The 19109-nt window shown below is 67.3% G+C and carries 16 protein-coding genes; 6 read left to right on the top strand and 10 right to left on the bottom strand.

Going from position 1 to position 19109, the window contains the following annotated elements:
• Positions 1 to 139: 139 nt before the first annotated feature.
• Entirely contained in the window at positions 140 to 853 is a 714-nt protein-coding gene (locus CLM74_RS03565) for a response regulator transcription factor (RefSeq protein WP_002811889.1), read from the bottom strand.
• Positions 854 to 943: 90 nt separating this feature from the next.
• The gene (locus CLM74_RS03560; RefSeq protein WP_105163468.1) at positions 944 to 1591 is read right to left on the bottom strand and encodes an arylesterase; all 648 of its coding nucleotides are present in this window, start codon (positions 1589 to 1591) and stop codon (positions 944 to 946) included.
• Positions 1592 to 1666: 75 nt separating this feature from the next.
• Here CLM74_RS03560 and CLM74_RS03555 point away from each other — a divergent pair, with 75 nt between their 5' ends.
• Positions 1667 to 2314: an ATP-binding cassette domain-containing protein gene (locus CLM74_RS03555; protein WP_059066070.1), complete on the top strand. Its 648-nt coding sequence runs from the start codon at positions 1667 to 1669 to the stop codon at positions 2312 to 2314.
• On the top strand, positions 2311 to 4815 hold the full coding sequence (locus CLM74_RS03550; protein WP_105163467.1) for an FtsX-like permease family protein: 2505 nt from the start codon (positions 2311 to 2313) through the stop codon (positions 4813 to 4815). The genes CLM74_RS03555 and CLM74_RS03550 overlap by 4 nt, the downstream gene beginning before the upstream one ends.
• A gap of 332 nt (positions 4816 to 5147) precedes the next feature.
• Here the strand turns inward: CLM74_RS03550 and CLM74_RS03545 are convergent, their stop codons facing one another.
• The 5 genes from CLM74_RS03545 to CLM74_RS03525 all read right to left on the bottom strand — a co-directional run bounded on the left by CLM74_RS03545 (position 5148) and on the right by CLM74_RS03525 (position 10465).
• A complete protein-coding gene (locus CLM74_RS03545) occupies positions 5148 to 6083 on the bottom strand; it encodes a DUF6607 family protein (protein ID WP_105163466.1) in 936 nt (311 codons plus the stop codon).
• Between the two features lie 72 nt (positions 6084 to 6155).
• Positions 6156 to 6758 (bottom strand): Hemin transport protein, encoded by a 603-nt coding sequence (locus CLM74_RS03540; protein ID WP_099782885.1) that lies wholly within the window; start codon positions 6756 to 6758, stop codon positions 6156 to 6158.
• Positions 6759 to 6762: 4 nt separating this feature from the next.
• Positions 6763 to 8949, bottom strand: coding sequence for a TonB-dependent hemoglobin/transferrin/lactoferrin family receptor (locus CLM74_RS03535; protein ID WP_199776073.1), 2187 nt, complete (start codon positions 8947 to 8949; stop codon positions 6763 to 6765).
• 152 nt (positions 8950 to 9101) lie between these two features.
• A complete protein-coding gene (locus CLM74_RS03530; protein WP_005412278.1) occupies positions 9102 to 9296 on the bottom strand; it encodes a hemin uptake protein HemP in 195 nt (64 codons plus the stop codon).
• Between the two features lie 197 nt (positions 9297 to 9493).
• Entirely contained in the window at positions 9494 to 10465 is a 972-nt protein-coding gene (locus tag CLM74_RS03525; protein ID WP_025877856.1) for an aldo/keto reductase, read from the bottom strand.
• 193 nt (positions 10466 to 10658) lie between these two features.
• Between CLM74_RS03525 and CLM74_RS03520 the strand changes: the two genes are divergently transcribed.
• The 4 genes from CLM74_RS03520 to CLM74_RS03505 all read left to right on the top strand — a co-directional run bounded on the left by CLM74_RS03520 (position 10659) and on the right by CLM74_RS03505 (position 15221).
• Positions 10659 to 11957, top strand: coding sequence for a nucleoside transporter C-terminal domain-containing protein (locus CLM74_RS03520; RefSeq protein WP_025877855.1), 1299 nt, complete (start codon positions 10659 to 10661; stop codon positions 11955 to 11957).
• Between the two features lie 26 nt (positions 11958 to 11983).
• Entirely contained in the window at positions 11984 to 12949 is a 966-nt protein-coding gene (locus CLM74_RS03515; RefSeq protein ID WP_025877854.1) for a ribokinase, read from the top strand.
• A gap of 438 nt (positions 12950 to 13387) precedes the next feature.
• On the top strand, positions 13388 to 14383 hold the full coding sequence (gene dusB, locus CLM74_RS03510; protein ID WP_105164928.1) for a tRNA dihydrouridine synthase DusB: 996 nt from the start codon (positions 13388 to 13390) through the stop codon (positions 14381 to 14383).
• Positions 14384 to 14393: 10 nt separating this feature from the next.
• Positions 14394 to 15221 carry a class I SAM-dependent methyltransferase gene (locus CLM74_RS03505; RefSeq protein ID WP_105163465.1) on the top strand — a complete coding sequence of 276 codons (828 nt, stop codon included), beginning with the start codon at positions 14394 to 14396 and terminating at the stop codon, positions 15219 to 15221.
• Positions 15222 to 15419: 198 nt separating this feature from the next.
• Here the strand turns inward: CLM74_RS03505 and CLM74_RS03500 are convergent, their stop codons facing one another.
• The 3 genes from CLM74_RS03500 to CLM74_RS03490 form a co-directional block, all read right to left on the bottom strand.
• On the bottom strand, positions 15420 to 16478 hold the full coding sequence (locus CLM74_RS03500; protein ID WP_105163464.1) for a metal-dependent hydrolase: 1059 nt from the start codon (positions 16476 to 16478) through the stop codon (positions 15420 to 15422).
• A 117-nt stretch (positions 16479 to 16595) separates the two neighbouring features.
• The gene (locus CLM74_RS03495; RefSeq protein ID WP_025877846.1) at positions 16596 to 17396 is read right to left on the bottom strand and encodes a UDP-2,3-diacylglucosamine diphosphatase; all 801 of its coding nucleotides are present in this window, start codon (positions 17394 to 17396) and stop codon (positions 16596 to 16598) included.
• Positions 17393 to 19102: a GNAT family N-acyltransferase gene (locus CLM74_RS03490; RefSeq protein ID WP_032974921.1), complete on the bottom strand. Its 1710-nt coding sequence runs from the start codon at positions 19100 to 19102 to the stop codon at positions 17393 to 17395. The genes CLM74_RS03495 and CLM74_RS03490 overlap by 4 nt, the downstream gene beginning before the upstream one ends.
• Positions 19103 to 19109 lie beyond the last annotated feature (7 nt).

The raw sequence follows: 19109 nt of genomic DNA, 5'->3' as shown, positions 1-19109 counted from the left end.
GGTCAGAGCGCTGCGATTATAGGCAGCGCGCTGTGCCGTGATCGTGCATGGACGATGACGACCCGGTATCCGGAACGTGCACCCCTTCCCTGCCGACCACGGCCGTGCCGGTTCTGCTGCAACACCGGCACGACGTCGATCAGGCCATCGGCTGGGCGATATCGGCGATGCGATAGCCCGCGCTCTGCACGGTGTGCAGCAGCGGCCGATCGAACGGCTTGTCGATGATCTTGCGCAGGTTGTACAGATGGCTGCGCAACGTGTCCGAATCAGGCAGGCCGTTGCCCCAGATCTCGCGCTCGATTTCCTGGCGGGTGACCACACGCGGCGATTCACGCATCAGGATGGTCAGCAGGCGCAGGCCGATCGGCGACAACTGCAGCTCGGTGCCGGCACGGGTGGCACGCATGCTGACCGGATCGAGCACCAGGTCGGCGACCTTGAGCACTTCCGAACCCACCTGGCGACGTTCGCGGCGGATCAGCGCGCGCAGGCGGGCTTCCAGTTCCTGGATCGCGAACGGCTTGGTCAGGTAATCGTCGGCACCAAAGCCAAGCCCGGTGAGCTTGTCATCCAGCGTGTCGCGCGCGGTCAGCATCAGCACCGGGGTCGACTTGCGCGCATCGTTGCGCAGCCGGCGGCACACTTCGATGCCATCCAGCCGCGGCAGCATGAGGTCCAGCACGACGACGTCGTAGCTGTTCTCGGCAGCCAGACGGTAGCCGTCCAGGCCATCCTGCGCATAGTCGACCTCGAAGCCACGGCCTTCCAGGTATTCACCGATCATCTCGGAGATATTGCGGTTGTCTTCGACCACCAGCACCAAGCCGGAAGTCTCCTTCGTCTGACGCATGAGAATCCCTCTTTCTTCAGCTTTGTGAAACATGCCCGATCGACGGTGCACGCGATGTGAAGTTGCGTCAATGAAAAGAAGATGGCGTGCTCACAGCAGCGGTTTCAGCAGCGGCCAGACGTTGTCCAGCACCTTCGGCTGCGCTTGGGCGGCGGGATGCAGGCCGTCGGCCTGCATCAAGCCGGGCTGCAGGGCCACGCCTTCCAGCAGGAACGGCAGCAACGGCACCTTGTACTGCGTGGCCAGTGCCCGGTACGCCGCAGCCAGGCGCTGGCGGTAGCCCGCCCCATAGTTGGGCGGCACGTCGATGCCCAGCAGCAGCACCTTGGCACCGGCCTTCTGGCTGGCCTGCACCATCTTTTCCAGGTTGCCCTGCACCTGCGCCGGGGTCAGCCCGCGCAACGCATCGTTGCCACCAAGGGCGATCACCACCACCGTGGGCTTCTCCCGGCCAAGCAGGCCCGGCAGGCGGGTCAGCGCGCCAGCGGTGGTTTCCCCGCTCATGCTGGCGTTGACGATGCGCGGCGGGGTTTTCGACTGCTGCCTGACCCGCTGCTGCAGCAGGCTGACCCAGCCGGCATCGGCCGGGATATTGTGGGCGGCACTGAGGCTGTCACCGAGCACCAGCACGGTACCGCCGCCCGGACCTTTGGCACACGCCAGTGCCGGCAACAGCAGCAACCCTAGCAGCAGCATCATCATTGCGCCGGCTTGCCGGCTCCATTCCGTCTTGTGCATTGGAGTCTCCTCATCGACAGCCTGTCCCCCCGCAGCGCGCCCGTCGCCATCGCCGTCGACCAGGTCGGCAAATCCGTGCATGGCCCGGAGGGTGAAGTCCACATACTGGACAACATCACCCTGACCGTCCATGAAGGCACCAGCGTGGCCATCGTCGGCGCCTCTGGTTCCGGCAAGACCACCCTGCTCGGCCTGCTGGCCGGGCTGGACCTGCCCAGCCGTGGCCGCATCGCGCTGGCGGGCCAGGATCTGACAGCGCTGGACGAAGAAGCGCGTGCACAACTGCGCGCGCGCGACGTCGGCTTCGTCTTCCAGAGCTTCCATCTGCTGCCGGCGCTGACGGCGGCCGAGAACATCGCGCTGCCGCTGGAACTGGCCGGGCGCGAGGACCGCACGCGGGTGGACGAGGTGCTGGCTGCGGTCGGGCTCTCGCATCGCGCCCGCCACTATCCGCGGCAGTTGTCCGGCGGTGAGCAGCAGCGTGTCGCCCTTGCCCGGGCATTCGTCAGCCGCCCGCGCATCCTGTTCGCCGACGAACCCACCGGTTCACTGGACCAGGCCACCGGCCAGCACATCAGCGATCTGCTGTTCGAACTCAATGCCGGCAGCGGTACCACGCTGGTGCTGGTCACCCACGACCTGCGCCTGGCACAGCGCTGCCAGTACATCCATCGCATCGACAACGGCCGCCTGCAGCCGGTGGAACATGGAGTGGACGCATGAACCTGCTGCGGCATGCGTGGCGCGCGCTGCGCCGCGAGGCCCTGGCAGGTGACCTGCTGACCGTGTTCGCCGCCCTGGTACTGGGCGTGGCGGTGATGACGGCGGTGGGCACGCTGGTGAACCGGGTCAACCTGGCATTGACCGGCAGCGCGGCGGAAATGCTCGGCGGCGACCTCGGTGTTGCCGGCCGCGATGACCCGCCCGCCGCGTTCGCTGAGGAGGCGCAGCGACGCGGCCTGGCGCATACGCGGCTGGCCAGCTTCGGCAGCGTGCTGTTCCAGGGCGATGCCAGCCAGATGGCCAGCATCAAGGCCGTGGAAGCGGGCTACCCCCTGCGCGGCGCGCTGCGCGTGCGTGCCACGCCCGGCGGCGCGCTGATCGCCGATGCCGGAATGCCGGCCAAGGGCCAGGCCTATGCCGACCCACGCCTGCTGCAGGCACTGGGCCTGGAGGCCGGCGACGATCTGGAATTCGGTGCGGGCACGCTGCGCATCGCCGGCATCATCGAATCGGAACCGGATGCCGGTGGCGACCTGCTGACGCTGTCGCCGACCCTGCTGGTCAACCGCGCCGATGTGGAAGGCACCGGCCTGCTCGGCCCCGGCAGCCGCATCAACTACCGGGTGATGTTCGCCGGCCCTGCCGCCGACATCGCGTCATTCCGGCAATGGCTGCTGCCGCAGGTAAAAGGCATGCGCCTGCTCAGCGTGAACGATACCCAGCGCGGTGTGCGCCAGGCCTTCGACCTGGCCGGTCGTTTCCTCGGCCTGAGCGCGCTGCTGGCGGTGCTGCTGGCCGGCGTTGCCACCGCACTGGCGGCCAACCGGTTCGCGCTGCGTCGCATCGACCAGGTGGCGATCCTGCGCTGCCTGGGTGCACGCCAGCGCGACATCCTGGCCGGCCTGGCCCTGCAGCTGCTGATGCTGGCGGTGCCGGCGTGTGCGATCGGCATCGGCCTGGGCATGGCGGCACAGGAAGGACTGGTGCAGGTACTGGGCAGCCTGGTGCCGCAACGCCTGCCGCTGCCCGAAGCCATGCCTGCGCTGACCGGCGCGGGAATCGGCCTGTTGCTGCTGTTCGGCTTCGGACTGCCACCGCTGCTGCGCCTGCGTGGCGTGCCGCCGATGCGCGTGCTCAACCGTTCGTTCGCAGCCTTGCCGCCGGCCTCGCTGCTGGCCTATGTGGCTGCGCTGGCGGCCAGCCTGGTACTGGCGGTGCAGGTCACCGGCGATCTGAAACTGGCGCTGTGGGTGCTGGGTGGCCTGGCCGGGCTGGCGGTGGCCGCGGGCGTGGTCGGGTTCCTGCTGCTGCAGCTGCTGCGTGGCCTGCAGCACCGCCTGCACGGCAACTGGCGGTTGGGCCTGGCAGCGCTGACGCGGCGGCGGATGCTGGCGGTGATGCAGCTGGTGGGCCTGTCACTGTCGCTGTGCGCCCTGCTGTTGCTGGCGGTGATCGGCCCCGGCCTGCTGCAGCAGTGGCGCGAGCGCCTGCCTGCGGACACGCCCAATTATTTCCTGATCAACATCCAGCCCGAGCAGCGCGACAGCGTGCTGGCGACCCTGCAGGGCCTGGGTGCGCACGATGCCAGCATCGCCACCGGCCGCCTGATCGCGATCAACGGCAAACCGCCGCTGCGAGTGGATCGCACGCCGGCCGACGACAATCAGCCGCAGGGTGAAGGACAGCGCGACGACGATGACGAGAACCGGCCGCTGAACTTCAGTTGGCGCAGCACGTTCCCGCCGGCCAATACGCTGGTCAACGGCACGTTCTGGAAGCCGGACAGCACCGCCGCGGAGGCATCCGTGGAGATCGGCTGGGCCAAGCGCTACGGCGTGTATCCCGGTGACCGCATCACCATAGCGGTGGGCGAGCAGCAGCGCGAGTTCAGCGTCACCAGCGTGCGCAAGGCCGACTGGAATACCTTCCGGCCGAACTTCTTCGTGTTGTTGAACCCGAACGCGGTGGGCGATACACCGCACAACCTGCTGTCGGCATTCCATCTCCCGGCCGGCCGATCGGCGGGACTGGGTGCCCTGGTGCGTGCGCAGCCCAACCTCTCGCTGCTGGACGTGGATGCGGTGATCTCGCAGGTACGCGATGTGATGGAACGGGTGGCGCAGGCGGTGCAGCTGGTGATGGTGTTCAGCTTGCTGGCCGGCGTGCTGGTGCTGCTGGCGGCGCTGCAAGCAACGGCGGGCGAGCGACGCTATGACAGCGCGGTGCTGCGCACGCTGGGTGCGACGCGGCGCCAGCTGCGTGGCGCGGTGCTGGTCGAGTTCGGTGCGCTGGGCGCGCTGGCGGCGCTGCTGGCGGTGGGCGCGGCAGCGGTGATCGGCGTTGCGGTGTCGCAGAAGGTGTTCGAACTACCGCTGCTGCCGCCGTGGCCTGGCCTGCTGCTGGGTGGCCTGCTCGGCATCGCGCTGAGCCTGCTGGCCGGCTGGTTGGGGACCCGGCGGATCCTGCACACGCCACCGGCATTGGCGCTGCGCGAGGCCTGACGCTGTTCTGTGGCAAGGGCATCCACGCATGGCGTGGATCTACCAGCGAGCCCAGTAGATCCACGCCACGCAAGCAGGTAGATCCACGCCATGCGTGGATGCAGTGCCGATGGTCCCAGTAGATCCACGCCATGCGTGGATGCAGTGCCGATGGTCCCAGTAGATCCACGCCACGCGTGGATGCAGTGCCGATGATCCCGGTAGATCCACGCCGCGCAAGCAAGTTGATCCACGCCATGCGTGGATGCCGGGTGCAATCACCGCCGGAGAGCGTGCCGAGCAAGCTCGGCGCCCACCAGTGCAGTGCGCATCCGGCACCCGCACCGCGCCGATCAACCTTCCTTCGGCGCCTTTTCCACGTACTTGGCAAAGACTTCGTCGATCTGCGCGTCCTTCACCTTCTTGCCGGCCTGCACGTCCTCGGCCTGGGTGAACAACGGGACGATCATCGCCATGCCGTCGAGCTTGGTCTTCAGGTGCACGCCCGGGGCCTGGGTCAGGAAGCCGTCCCAGCGCTGGCGCACCTTGCTCCAGTAACCGGCGGTGGCCTTCCAGTAATCGCGCGCCGGGGTGAAGTCGACCTCGGTGGTCCTGGTGTAGTCGTTGAAGCCGAATTCGCGGGCGATTTCCACCTGGCTGCCATCCGCGTTGCGCTGCACCTTGGTGTTGAACTGCTCGTGGGTCCAGCCGTTCGGGGTCAGGGTGTGGCGGTTGACCACGGCCAGCGCGTTGTAATCGCTGCGCTTGGTGTACTCGCGGCGTGGCAGCGGCCGCCAGCTGATGTCACTGGTCCAGGTCGGCACGTTGTTGAGGTAGGTCCACGTGCCGGTGCCGCAGTAGCGCGGTGCATCGCTGACTTCGTACACGCACTGGGTCCAGGCGCCCTGGTTGGTTGCAGCCGCGATCGTGCGCACCTGCCAGGTCTGGTCGGCGCTGAACTCGAAGCGGTTCGGCGCTTCATACACCCAGTCCTGCCGCCAGTGCTTGGTCACGTGGCCGCTCTTCTCGTCCAGCAGCAGGTGCTGCAGCACGATGCGCTTCGGCGTGTCCTCGACCACGATCACCACTTCGTTGCCACCGCTGCGCATGGCCGGCGCGCGCTCGTAGCCCGGCTTCAGCAGCACGGTCTCATCGAAGGCGAAATCCACCGTGTACTCACCCTGCATGGCGAGGATGCTGTCATGGTCGCGGGCGATGTCGGAGGGCTGCGCGCTGGCGGCGCCACTGGCGGCGAGCAGCACCATCACGCTGGCTGTCTGGAACTTCATCGGGTCTTCCTTCGGGGTTGCAGGTTTCGTGGAAAGGCCATCCTGGCCGGCAGGCAATCCATCGCAATCAGGTCACAGCCGTACCAGCGGCAGGTCGCCGGGAGCGCGCGCGGCAGGGCGGCGTGCGGCGTCGGCGCAGCAGCAGTCGTCGATCGCCAGTTCGCCTTCGGCGCCTTCCATGCGTGCGATGCGGCGCGCGGTGGCGGCACCGAGCGACGACAGCGTGGACAGGCTGGCGGCCAGGGTCCGGCCCTCGTCGGCGGCGTGCAGGCGCAGCGTGCACAGACGCCAGCGTTGTCCGCCCAAGTGCCCGGCCAGGCGCCGCCACAGGCGCTCACCGACGCTGCCATCGCTATCGTGCGAAGGACCCGGCGGCAGCGTCGCCACCAGCCGGTCCCAGGCCAGGAAATCGCTGTCCGGCAACAGGTACAGGCGCCACACGCAACGGCCACGTGCATCGAGGAAGCACAGGCTTTCGCGCAGGCCCTCGCTGTCCACGCCCTGGCAGGCATGCACCGATACCGCCTGGCGCCAACCGCCCAGCTCGTTGCCATCGGCGTGATACAGGCACAACACGGTGCCGAGCGCTGCCAGCTGTGCCGGCGCGGGCCAGGCCCGCAGCGACGAACGCGACAGGGAGGACGGCAGGCGACGCGCGGACAGGGCTCGGCTCATGGGATCACCAGGACACGGCAAGGCTGGCCGACAGGGTGCGGCCGGGGCTGGTATAGCGGTCCAGAACGGTACTGGTGGCCGACAGGGTCGAGCCGACGTTGGACCAGTCGATGTAACGCTTGTCACCCAGGTTGAAGACACCGACGTTGAAGGTGGCGCCCGGGGCGAAGTTCCAGTGCGCCATCAGGTCGGCCACGCCATAGCCCGCCGGGCGATAGGTGGTGGTGCTGGCCAGCCGGTCCTTGCGCTTGACGAAGGTGCCTGCCAGTTCAACTCCCCAGGTATCGGTGTCGTACATCAGGCCGACGGTGCCGCGCAGCGGATCGACCGAATCCAGTGGCGTGTCTTCGGTCTTGTTGTCGCCGCGCGACCACGCCACCGCACTGCGCAGCGCCCAGCCCTGCAGTGCGGGACTGATCTGGCCGAAGTCGACGCCGGCCTTCAGTTCGGCGCCGTAGATGCGTGCGTCGGCGATGTTGCGCGACTGGAACACCATCAGGCCCTGCGGGTTGGTACCCACCAGCGTCTGCGACTCGATGAAGTCCTTGTAGTCGTTGTAGTAGCCGCTCACGCTCACGTACGCCGCCGGCGACAGGAAGCGCAGGCCCAGCTCAACGCCATCGCTGGTTTCCGGCTTCAGGTCCGGATTGGGAATGGCGGTATAGCCGAAAGCGAAATTGGTGAAGCCGAGGTTGACGTCGTTGTACGGCGGCGAGCGGAAACCACGCGAGTAACCGGCAAACAGCGACCACTCGTCGGTGAAGCGATAGACCAGGCCGAACTTCGGCGACACGCTGGTCTTCTTCAGCTCCGACACGGCCACGCCGGGGTTGTCCTCGGCGAAGATGCTGTCCACGTCCGGCTTCAGTTCGTAGCGGTCCACGCGCACGCCCGGCACCAACGACAGCCTGCCATCGGCCAGGCGCATTTCATCCTGCGCGTACAGGCCCAGCTCGGTGGTCTTGCTGATCGGGAAATCGCGCACGGGGAACGCGTCGGGCAGGATCGTCGTGCTGACCACGCCACGATTGCTGACCTGGTAGCCATCGCGCTTCTGGCGGATCTCGGTGCGGGCGCCATCGAAGCCATAGGTCAGCGCGTGTTCGACGCTGCCGGTGCTGAAGGCCTTGTTGAACACCGCCTGCAGGCCATAGACGCGCTGGTCGAAACTGAACTGGCGATGGCGGCGGCTGCCGTTGGCGCGCGCCTCATCGGTGCGCTGCTTGGTTTCGCTGTCCTGCGTGTAGACCTGCCAGTGCAGGCTGTCGGCGAAGCCCTTGTCCAGCGCATCCATCTCGTGGGCGAAGGACACGCGGGTGCGGTTCTGCTTGTCGCGCGCCTTCATGCCGGTGGTGGTGGTGCGGTCGATCGAGGACAGCACGTCGGTATCGGTGTTGTCTTCGTTGCCTTCCACGGTCAGACGGAAACGCTGGTCTTCGCTGGGCGCATAGACCAGCTTGGCCAGGCCGCTGCGACCATCGCGGTCCTGCGGGTTGGCCGCGGTGCGCGTGTTGTCGTTGCTGCGCACATCGCCCTTGTTGTCGGTTTCCTGGCCCTGGCGGTGGTTGATGTTGACCATGCCGCTCCAGTGTTCGCCACCGAAGGCGCTGGTGACGCCGCCGAGCAGGCCCTTCCACTCGCCGTCGTAGCCGAATTTCAGGCCGACGTAGCTGTCCTTGCCGTCCTTGAGGTAATCAGCCGGATCCTTGGTGACGAAGGCAACCACGCCGCCAAGTGCGTCCGAGCCGTACAGCGAACTGGCCGGGCCGCGCACGATCTCCACGCGCTTGAGCGTGTCCAGGTCGGTGAAGTTGCGGTTGGCGTTGGAGAACGAGCCGATGTTGAAGCTGGTCGGCATGGCGATGCCATCGGTCTGGATGCGCACGCGATTGCCATCCAGGCCACGGATGCGGATGCTGCCGAGGCCGAAACGGGTGGCACTGCGGCTGACCGACAGGCCCGGCTCGTAGCGGACCAGATCCTTGATGTCCTGCACCAGCTGCCGGTCCATCTGCTCGCGGTCGATCACATCGACGGTGGCGGCGACATCGCTGACCGCACGTTCGGTACGGGTGGCGGTGACCTGCACGCGATCGAACTCGCGCGCGTCGGGCGCGGCATCGGCAGCAGCGTGGGCGGACAGCGGCAGAGCCATCCACAGGGCAATGGAAAGGGCAGTCGGGCGGGTCATCGGCATCGTTCGGTCAGGCAGGGGAACCCCCGGCCACCGCCACGCCAGACAGGCATGAACGGTAGACCGAGGGGGAGAGAGCAGGAGCGGACGGGTCGCCCACCCTGCCGGCGCTGCCGACAGGAGGGAGGGAGGCGGGCGACCAGACCGCGTTACTTGGTCAGGATCAGCTTGTCGTTGCTGGTATGACGCAGACGGTAGAAGCGGTCACCGTGCTGGATCAGGATTTCACGACGGCCCTTGAGCAGGGCTTCGCTGTCGATGACCTCTTCCGGCGGCACGACACGCACCGGGCGGTCGCGGAGGGTCAGCGTTTCGGGGCGCAGCAGTACAGGTTGAGCATTCATGAGCATCTGGACTCGTGCGAGGGACGAGTTAAATGATAATGATTCTCAGTTGACAATCAACAACCATTCTCAACTTCATTGATGGAATTAATGATCGAAATCTAAAATTCGATAGCTACCATCTATTGGAATGGGTCCGACTGGGCGCGGGAGGGCCGACCGAGCGTGGGTTCGACCCTGCCACCTGTGCCCGTTCCTCAGGCGAATACGGCTTCTACCTGCGCCCAGCCGGCGTCGTCCACCTGCGCCAGCACGTCCAGCGCCTGCAGGTTCTGCAGCAGCTGGCTGACCCGGCTGGCGCCGAGGATCACGCTGGAAACATTGGGATTGCGCAGGCACCAGGCGATGGCCAGGCTGGCCGGGGCGTGACCCAGCTCGCGGGCCACCGCACTGAAGCGGCGCACCCGGGCCAAACGCTCATCGGCGTTGTCGCCCAGCACCAGGTCCTGCAGCCAGCCCATGCCTTCGCGGCCCAGGCGCGCATCGGCCGGCACGCCATCGTCGTACTTGCCGCTCAGCAGGCCCGAGGCCAGCGGCGAGAAGATCGTGGTGCCCAGTCCGGCGGTGGCATACAGCGGCGCGTACTCCACTTCCACGCGCTGACGGTGCAGCAGGTTGTACTGCGGCTGCTCCATCGACGGCGCCTGCAGGTTGTGGCGCGCGGCGATGTCCACCGCCTCCTGGATCTGGTTGGCCGACCATTCCGACGTGCCCCAGTACAGCACCTTGCCCTGCCGGACCAGGGTGTCCATGGCATGCACCGTCTCAGCGATCGGCGCGTCCGGATCCGGACGATGACAGTAATAAAGGTCCAGGTAGTCCACCCGCAGGCGCTTGAGCGCAGCATGGCAGGCGTCGGTCACATGCTTGCGCGACAGGCCGCGCTGGGTGGGCCGGGGATCCTTGGCACTGCCGAAGAACACCTTGCTGGACACACAGAAGCCATCGCGCGGCAGGCGCAGGTCGGCCATCACATCGCCCATCACCTGCTCGGCGCGGCCGTTGGCATAGCCCTCGGCGTTGTCGAAGAAGTTGATGCCATGGTCCCAGGCCGCCGCCACCAGGTTGCGCGCCTCGTCGCGCGGCACCTGGTCGCCGAAGGTCACCCAGGCGCCGAAGGACAGGGCGGACATCGGCAGGCCGGTGGAGCCAAGGCGACGGTAGAGCATGCGATTCTCCTGCTGCGGGCCCGCATACGGGCCGGGATCAAGCCACCATTCTACCTGTCCCGGCAGGCGCAACCCCTTGCTGTTGCTGGCCTGATCGGAGCCGATGGCCGCGCGCAGACGGCTTTTCCTTGCTCCGGCCCCTGCCCTGCACTAGGCTTCCCGTTTTTCGCGACGCCCCAGGGGAGTCACTCAGATGGTCGAAGGTTTGGGCAGGATCGGCTTCGGCCTGTTCGGTTTGGCGGTGCTGATCGGCATCACCTGGCTGTTTTCCAACAACAAGCGCGCGGTGGACTGGAAGCTGGTCGCCACCGGCATCACCCTGCAGATCGCCTTTGCGGCCCTGGTGATCCTGGTACCGGGCGGGCGCGACGTGTTCGATGCGCTGGGCCAGGGCTTCGTGAAGGTGCTGAGCTTCGTCAACGAAGGTTCGAAGTTCATCTTCGGCTCGTTGATGGACGTCAAGAACTACGGTTTCATCTTCGCCTTCCAGGTGCTGCCGACGATCATCTTCTTCTCGGCGCTGATGGGGGTCATGTACCACCTCAACGTCATGCAGGCGATCGTACGGGTGATGGCCTGGTCGATCACCAAGGTGATGCGCGTGTCCGGTGCGGAAACCACCAGCGTCTGCGCCAGCGTGTTCATCGGCCAGACCGAGGCGCCGCTGACGGTGCGTCCGTACATCGCCAAGATGACCCAGTCCGAACTGCTGACGATGATGATCGGCGGCATGGCCCATATCGCCGGCGGCGTGCTTGCCGCGTACGTGGGCATGCTGGGCGGTGGCGATCCGGTGCAGCAGGCGTTCTACGCCAAGCACCTGCTGGCGGCCAGCATCATGGCGGCCCCGGCCACCCTGGTCGTGGCCAAGCTGCTGATTCCGGAAACCGGCACCCCGCTGACCCGCGGCACGGTCAAGATGGAAGTGGAGAAGACCTCCAGCAACATCATCGACGCCGCCGCCGCCGGCGCCGGTGACGGCCTGAAGCTGGCCCTGAACATCGGTGCGATGCTGCTGGCCTTCATCGCCCTGATCGCCCTGCTCAATGCGCCGCTGACCTGGATCGGTGAAGTGACCGGCCTGGCGGCTGCGATCGGCAAGCCGACCGACCTGTCGACCATCTTCGGCTACGTGCTGGCCCCGATCGCCTGGGTGATCGGCACCCCGTGGGCCGACGCCACCACCGTCGGTTCGCTGATCGGCCAGAAGGTCGTGATCAACGAGTTCGTCGCCTACACCGAACTGTCGAAGATCGTGAATGGCCAGGTGCCGGGCATGAGCCTGTCCGACGAAGGTCGCCTGATCGCCACCTACGCGCTGTGTGGCTTCGCCAATTTCAGTTCGATCGCGATCCAGATTGGCGGCATCGGCGGGTTGGCACCGGAACGTCGCCACGATCTGGCCAAGTTCGGCCTGCGCGCGGTGCTGGGCGGTACCATCGCCACCTTCATGACGGCTACCATCGCCGGCGTGCTGACGCATTTCAGCTGAACCCTAGTTTCGAGAACAGATTCCCTATGAGCAGCAGTGTCGTTGTCGTCGGTTCCTTCAATGTCGATCACGTGTGGCGGTGCGAGTCGCTGCCGGCACCGGGTGCGACCATTGCCGGCCGCTACAGCACCGGTCCCGGTGGCAAGGGCTTCAACCAGGCCGTTGCCGCCTGCCGTGCCGGCGCTGACACCAGCTTCCTGTGTGCGCTGGGCGACGACGCCGGTGGTGCCACCGCCCGTGACCTGGCCGCGCAGGATGGTTTCGCGCTGATCGCCGAAGCCAGCAGCGAGCCGACCGGCACCGCCGGCATCTACGTCGATGCCCGTGGCCGCAACACCATCGTCATCGGCCCGGGTGCCAACGCGGCGCTGAGCACCGACTTCGTACAGCAACAGCAGGCCCTGCTGACCGGCGCCAAAGTGGTGCTGGTGCAGCTGGAATCGCCGGTGCAGACCATCGAAGCGGCCCTGGCCGTGGCCCGTGAGGCCGGTGTCACCACCGTTCTCAACGCCGCCCCGGCCGACGCCCCGTCGAGCATCGGCCTGCTGAAGCTGGCCGATGTGATCACCCCGAACGAGACCGAGTTCGCCGCCCTGCTCGGCCGTCATGTCGGCGAGCGCGTGGATGCCAACGACGTCGCCGCGCTGGACGGTGCCAGCCTGCACGCGCTGTGCCGCAAGCTGGTCGGCAACGGCACGGTGGTGGTGACCCTGGGCTCGGTGGGCGTGTTCGTGTCGCATGCCGACGAGCACCTGCGTGGCGACACCCAGCCGTACTACCGCGTGGGTGCCGAACAGGTGCAGGCGATCGACACCACCGGTGCCGGCGATGCCTTCAACGGTGCGCTGGTGGCCTCGATGGCACAGGTGCCGGACGCTCCGTTCGCCCGCCACGTGCGCTTTGCCAACCAGTTCGCCGGTCGCTCGACCGAGAAGGAAGGCGCAGCGGCGGCGATGCCGCGCTTCACCCCGGCCGATGCCGAAGTGAAGTAACGCGACATCCCCGTGGGGATGATGATCGGGCCCGGGCATGCAGATGCCCGGGCCTTTTCACGTTCATGGGCAAGGCCCCATCCACGCATGGCGTGGATCTACTGGGCTGGGTGCGATGGCCCCATCCACGCATGGCGTGGATCTACCGGGTGCTGGGTGCGATGGCCCCATCCACGCATGGCGTGGATCTACCGGGTGCTGGGTGCGATGGCCCCATCCACGCATGGCGTGGATCTGCCGGGGCACAGTAGATCCACGCCATGCGTGGATGCGCCTTGCCGGCCCGCCCAGCCGCCCACCATGACCGGCCCGTGGGGGCGACGGAAGCGACCATCAAGCATCTGCTGATGCCCGTCCGGCATGAGGTCGGTCCGGATCGGCCTGAACCGGCGGGCCGCCAACCCAGCCGGGGCGCCTGCGGCGCCCTACAATGGGCGCATGCAGATCGGCCCGTACTCCATTGCCCCCAACGTCGTGCTGGCGCCCATGGCCGGCGTTACCGACAAACCCTTCCGCCTGCTGTGCAAACGGCTGGGCGCGGGCCTGGCCGCCTCGGAAATGACCATCAGCGACCCGCGCTTCTGGAACACGCGCAAGTCCATCCACCGCATGGACCATGCCGGTGAACCGGCGCCGATCAGCGTGCAGATCGCCGGCACAGAGCCGCAGCAGCTGGCCGACGCCGCCCGCTACAACGTCGACCATGGCGCGCAGATCATCGACATCAACATGGGCTGCCCGGCCAAGAAGGTGTGCAACGCCTGGGCGGGCTCGGCGCTGATGCGCGACGAGCTGCTGGTCGCGCGCATCCTCGAGGCGGTGGTCAATGCCGTGGACGTGCCGGTGACGCTGAAGATCCGCACCGGCTGGGACTGCGACCATCGCAACGGCCCGCTCATCGCGCGCATCGCCGAAGACAGTGGCATCGCTGCGCTGGCGGTGCACGGCCGTACCCGCGACCAGCATTACACCGGCCAGGCCGAGTACGCCACGATCGGCGAGATCAAGGCCGCGCTGCGCATCCCGGTGATCGCCAACGGCGATATCGATTCGCCGCAGAAGGCCGCCTTCGTCCTGCAGCAGACCGGCGTGGATGCGGTGATGATCGGCCGCTCCGCACAGGGCCGGCCGTGGATCTTCCGCGAAGTGGCGCATTACCTGGCCACCGGCGAGGAGCTGCCGCCGCCGTCGCTGGCCGAAGTGCGCGACATCCTGCTCGGCCATCTGCACGCGCTGCACGATTTCTACGGCGAACCGCAGGGCGTGCGCATCGCGCGCAAGCACCTGGGCTGGTACGCCAAGGATCGGCCGGAGAATGCCGCGTTCCGCGCGGTGGTCAACCGCGCCGAAGATCCGGCCAGCCAGATCGCGCTGACCACCGACTATTTCGACCGCCTGATTGCCGGGGAACCGGCGATGTCTTCCGCTGCCTGAGCCCGCCCCCATGACCCCGCCGATTTCTTCCCCGACCTACCTGCATGGGTTCTCCGGCACGGAGCAGCAGCGCCTGATGACCCAGGCGCGCCTGCTGGAAACGAGCATCTTCGGCCAGATCGATTACAGCGGCGCAAAGCGCCTGCTGGAAGTCGGCAGTGGCGTGGGCGCGCAGACCGAGATCCTGCTGCGCCGCTTCCCCGAGCTGCACGTGACCGGCGTGGACCTGAGCGAGGCCCAGCTGGAAACCGCGCGCGAAAACCTGGCGCGCACGCCGTGGTGCAACGACCGCTACACCCTGCAGCAGGCCGATGCGGGCGAACTGCCTTTCGAGGCGCGCAGCTTCGATGCGGCGTTCCTGTGCTGGGTGCTGGAACACGTGCCGTCGCCGGCGCGCGTGCTGAGTGAAGTACGCCGCGTGTTGGCCCCGGGCTCGCCGGTCTACATCACCGAGGTGATGAATGCTTCGTTCCTGCTTGATCCGTATTCGCCGCACATCTGGCGCTACTGGATGGCCTTCAACGATTTCCAGTACGACCACGGCGGTGATCCGTTCGTCGGCGCCAAGCTGGGCAACCTGCTGCTGGCCGGTGGCTTCCGCGATGTGCACACCGAGATCAAGACCATCTACCTGGACAACCGCGAACCGGCACGTCGCAAGACGATGATCGCTTTCTGGGAACAGCTGCTGTTGTCGGCGGCCGACCAGCTGCTGCAGGCCGGCACGGTGGACGAAGAGACGGTGGAGGGCATGCGCCGCGAGTTCCGGCTGGTGCAGAACGATCCGAACGCGGTGTTCTTCTATTCGTTCGTGCAGGGCCGCGCAACGGTGTATTGAGCGGCCGCGGTACACGCCATCCACGCATGGCGTGGATCTACTGGGTGTCGATGCACTGCGCCATCCACGCATGGCGTGGATCTACTGGGTGTCGATGCACTGCGCCATCCACGCATGGCGTGGATCTACTGGGTGTCGATGCACTGCGCCATCCACGCGTGGCGTGGATCTACTGTGCTGATGGGCCGTGGCGTGGATCTACGGGTGCGCGGCGGCGCCGTCCGCCGCCTCCGGTTCGTGCCAGATGCGCTGCCACATCGCCGACAACCGGCGGCCGGCATCGGCACGCGCGGCCGGGCTGCTGTAGTCCACCCGCAACTGTTCGGGCACGATCGAGCGCCACTGGCCGTCAACCTGCTCGGCCACCGCGAAATTGAAGGTGTAGTCCGGCTCCAGCCCCATGCGCAGGTCGCTCAGCACCAGCCTGCCCTGCACCACCTGTGCGCGCATGAAGCCACGGTTGAACCACTGCAGGCGCCGTACTGCCGGAATTTCCGCCGCTTCGCGCAAGGCCTGCACGTTGGACGGATGCCCCTCGAAACGCATCGGCCCGCGGTCGGCCACCAGCGAGCGGTCAGCGACCACGTAGCCATTCGGGGTCATCGCCACGACCCGCCACAACAGGGTATTGAACGGCATCGGCACCGAGAACCGCGGCGCGTCGCCCAGGCCCATCGCGGCCAGGCTCTGCTGCGCGGCGCGGTCGACCTGTGCCTTGGCGATCAGTCCCCAGCCCAGGTACGCACTGCTGAGCAGCAACGAAACGCAGAGCACCTTGCCCACCCACGGTCGCGCGCGGCCGAACCACGCCAGCACGCAGCCCAGCAGCAGCCACACCGTGTAGCCGGGATCGATGATGAAGACACTCGAGCCCATCGCGGGATGTGGCTGCAACGGCCACCACAGCTGCGTGCCGTAGACAGTGAATGCATCCAGCACCGGATGGGTGACCAGCGCCAGCTGGATCGCCCAGAACCAGCGCAGCGGTGATTGCGCCACCCGGCCGTTGCCGAAGCGCTTGAACAGCCACCAGATCAGCGCGGCCACCCACGGCAGCACCAGCAGCGAATGGCTGAAGCTGCGATGGTCGGTCATGTTCGCCACCGGGTCGGCGGCGGCAAAGCCCAGCCAGAGGGCATCCAGGTCCGGCAGGGTACCGAGCGCGGCACCGGCCAGCAGGGCGGCACGGCGGTGTCCAGGCGGGGCGATGGCGGCAGCGACGGCGCCGCCAAGAACGATCTGGGTCAATGAGTCCATCGGCCGATGCTAGCGGCTTGGCGATCTCCGTGCAGCGGCGGTTTCCTGCCCGGCGGCGCGTCAGTCAGCTGCCAGTGCGGCCGCAGCCGCGCGTGGGCCTGTCCCTGCAGCTGTGAATCACGCCGCCTGCGACAACCGTGCTCCCGGCAGCTCCACCAACGTCCGCCCGTTGTGGTCCAGCAGCCGCATGGCGCCGTCGTGGTCCTCGGCCAACGCGGTCAGGCTCTCCACCCAGTCGCCGTCATTGGCGTAGACCAGACCGTCGCGTTCGATCAGTGCGGCGCGGTGGATGTGCCCACAGATGATGCCATCCAGGCCTCGCCGGCGAACATCGTCCAGGCCGGCCTGCACGAAGCGCTCGATGTAGCGTTCAGCGGCGCCACTCTGCCGTTTCAGGAATTCGGACAGTGACCAGTAGCGCATCCCGAGTCGGCGCCGCACCGCATTCAACAGATGGTTGCCGGTGAGGATGCGGTAGTACAGCCAATCACCAAACCGCTCCTGCAAGCCACCGAAGTGGGTGACACCGTCATAGTCGTCGCCATGCGCCACCAGCAGCCGGCGGCCATCGGCGGTGGTGTGGATCGCACGGCGGCGCACCTGCATCGCCGGCAGCATCAGGCCGCACACCTGGCGCAGCGAGGCGTCGTGGTTGCCGGGGATGTAGATGATCTCGGTACCGGCGCGTCGCAGCGCGTGCAGGGCCAGGATGACCTCGCTGTGCGACTGCCGCCAGTTGGCGCGTCGGTGTGCCATCCACCACAGGTCGATGATGTCGCCGACCAGATACAGGCGCTCGCAGCGCAGGGTGCCGAGGAAACGCGCCAGCTCGGTGGCGTGGCAATGCCGCGACCCGAGATGAACATCGGAGACGAACACGGCGCGACGATGCGGTGCCAGGTTCGCCAGCGTGCTCATGCCGGCATCCCCGCATCGCGCAGATAGCGTTTGCGCTTGTGTGGCCGGATCGCGTGCAGGTCGACTTCGATCAGGCCGTCGATCGAGTCGCTGAAATCCGGATCGACGCCAAACGCCAGGAACCGTGCACCGCCGGGTTCGCACAGGTCTGTGTACTGCCGGTACAAGGTGGGCACACCGGTACCGAGCGCGGCGAGATTGGCTTTGAGCACGTCGAAGGCAGCCGCCGCATCCATCTCACCAAAGCAAGGTGGCGCGGCGAAGTACTGGAACGGCCGGTTCGACTGCACCCGGCCATCGGCTGCGCCGTAGTAACGCTGGTAATAGGCCACCAGCTGCTCCCGCGCATCGCGTGGCAGCGCGGCGCTGATGGACACCGCACCGAACAGGTAGCGGATGCCGGGCTGGCATTGCAGGTAAGCGCCGATGCCCTGCCACAGGTAATCCAGGCTGCGGCTGCCCCAGTAATCGGGCACCACGAAGCTGCGTCCCAATTCCAGGCCTTCGGCAATGCGGGGAATGGCGTCGTCGGAATAGCGGAACAGCGAAGCGCTGTAGAGCCCGGCCAGGCCCCGGCGCGCCAGCGCCTGCGCGCCCCGCATGATCCGGTAGGCACCGGCGATGCGCTGCGCGGTGCCGTCCCAGATTACGATGTGCTGGTAGTGCAGGTCGAAGTCATCCAGGTCGCGACTGCGCCCAGTGCCCTCGCCCACCTGGCGGAAAGTCAGTTCGCGCAGCCGCCCCAGCTCGTGCAGCAGCGGCGAATCGGCCGTGCAGCTGGCCAGCAGGATCTGTTTGCCATCGGCGGTCTGCCCCAGCACGGTGGCGGCGGCAATCGCAGCGGCGACCTGTGCAGGCGGCACCGGCGCGGCAAGCGGCTCGGGCCCTGCCGGGCAGCCTTCGGCAATCGCTGTGCTGCGCCCCAGCGCATATACCGCGCGGCGCACCGCCAGCAGCTGCGCGCCGGGATCACCCTGCCCCAGCTGCATCGGTTCGCCGATGCGCAGCCGCAGCGGCCGGCCGCGGCGGGCGAACATCTCCCGTGCCAGCAGTGCCGTACCGGCCGGCTTGAACAGGGTGGATGCGCCGTAGAACAGCGCCGAATTGCGCGCTTCCACCCGCACCGGCAATACCGGTGCGGCGGCGGCGCGGGCAAAGCGGACAAACCCCCGCTGCCAGCGGCCATCGCGGATGCCGAGCAGCGACAGCCGCGAGACCTCGCCGGCCGGGAACACGATCACGCACTGCTCGGCCGCCAGCGCCTGCTCCACCGCCTGCAGGCTGCTGCGCTGGACCTTGCCGCCGAGGATGCGTACCGGCAGCAGCAGGTCCTGCAGCGGCCCGATCGCGCCCAGCAGATCGTTGGCCACGATCCGCACGTCACGGCGGATGCGGCCAACCGCATCCAGCAACGCCAGCGCATCCAGCGCGCCGGAAGGGTGGTTGGCCACGATCAACAGGCGGCCGGTGGCGGGGATCCGCGCCAGCGCGGCGGGGTCCACGTGGTAGCGACCCTCGATGAACTCCAGCCCGGCGGCGACGAAGTCGAAACCGCGCACGTTGGCGTTGCGGCGCAGGAACGCCTCGATCCGGTCCAGCCGCGACCAGCGTCCGACGCTGCGCAGCAGGGGCCGGGCCAGTTGGCCGCGACGGCCATGGAACCAGTCGGGATAGCGTTGCTGCAGACGCTGTTCGAGTTCCTGCATGGCGTAT

The sequence above is a fragment of the Stenotrophomonas sp. MYb57 genome (assembly GCF_002966815.1).
In the GTDB taxonomy this organism is placed as follows: domain Bacteria; phylum Pseudomonadota; class Gammaproteobacteria; order Xanthomonadales; family Xanthomonadaceae; genus Stenotrophomonas; species Stenotrophomonas indicatrix.
Note: the sequence above shows the minus strand (reverse complement) of the source record. Positions and strands in the feature narration are given on the sequence as shown.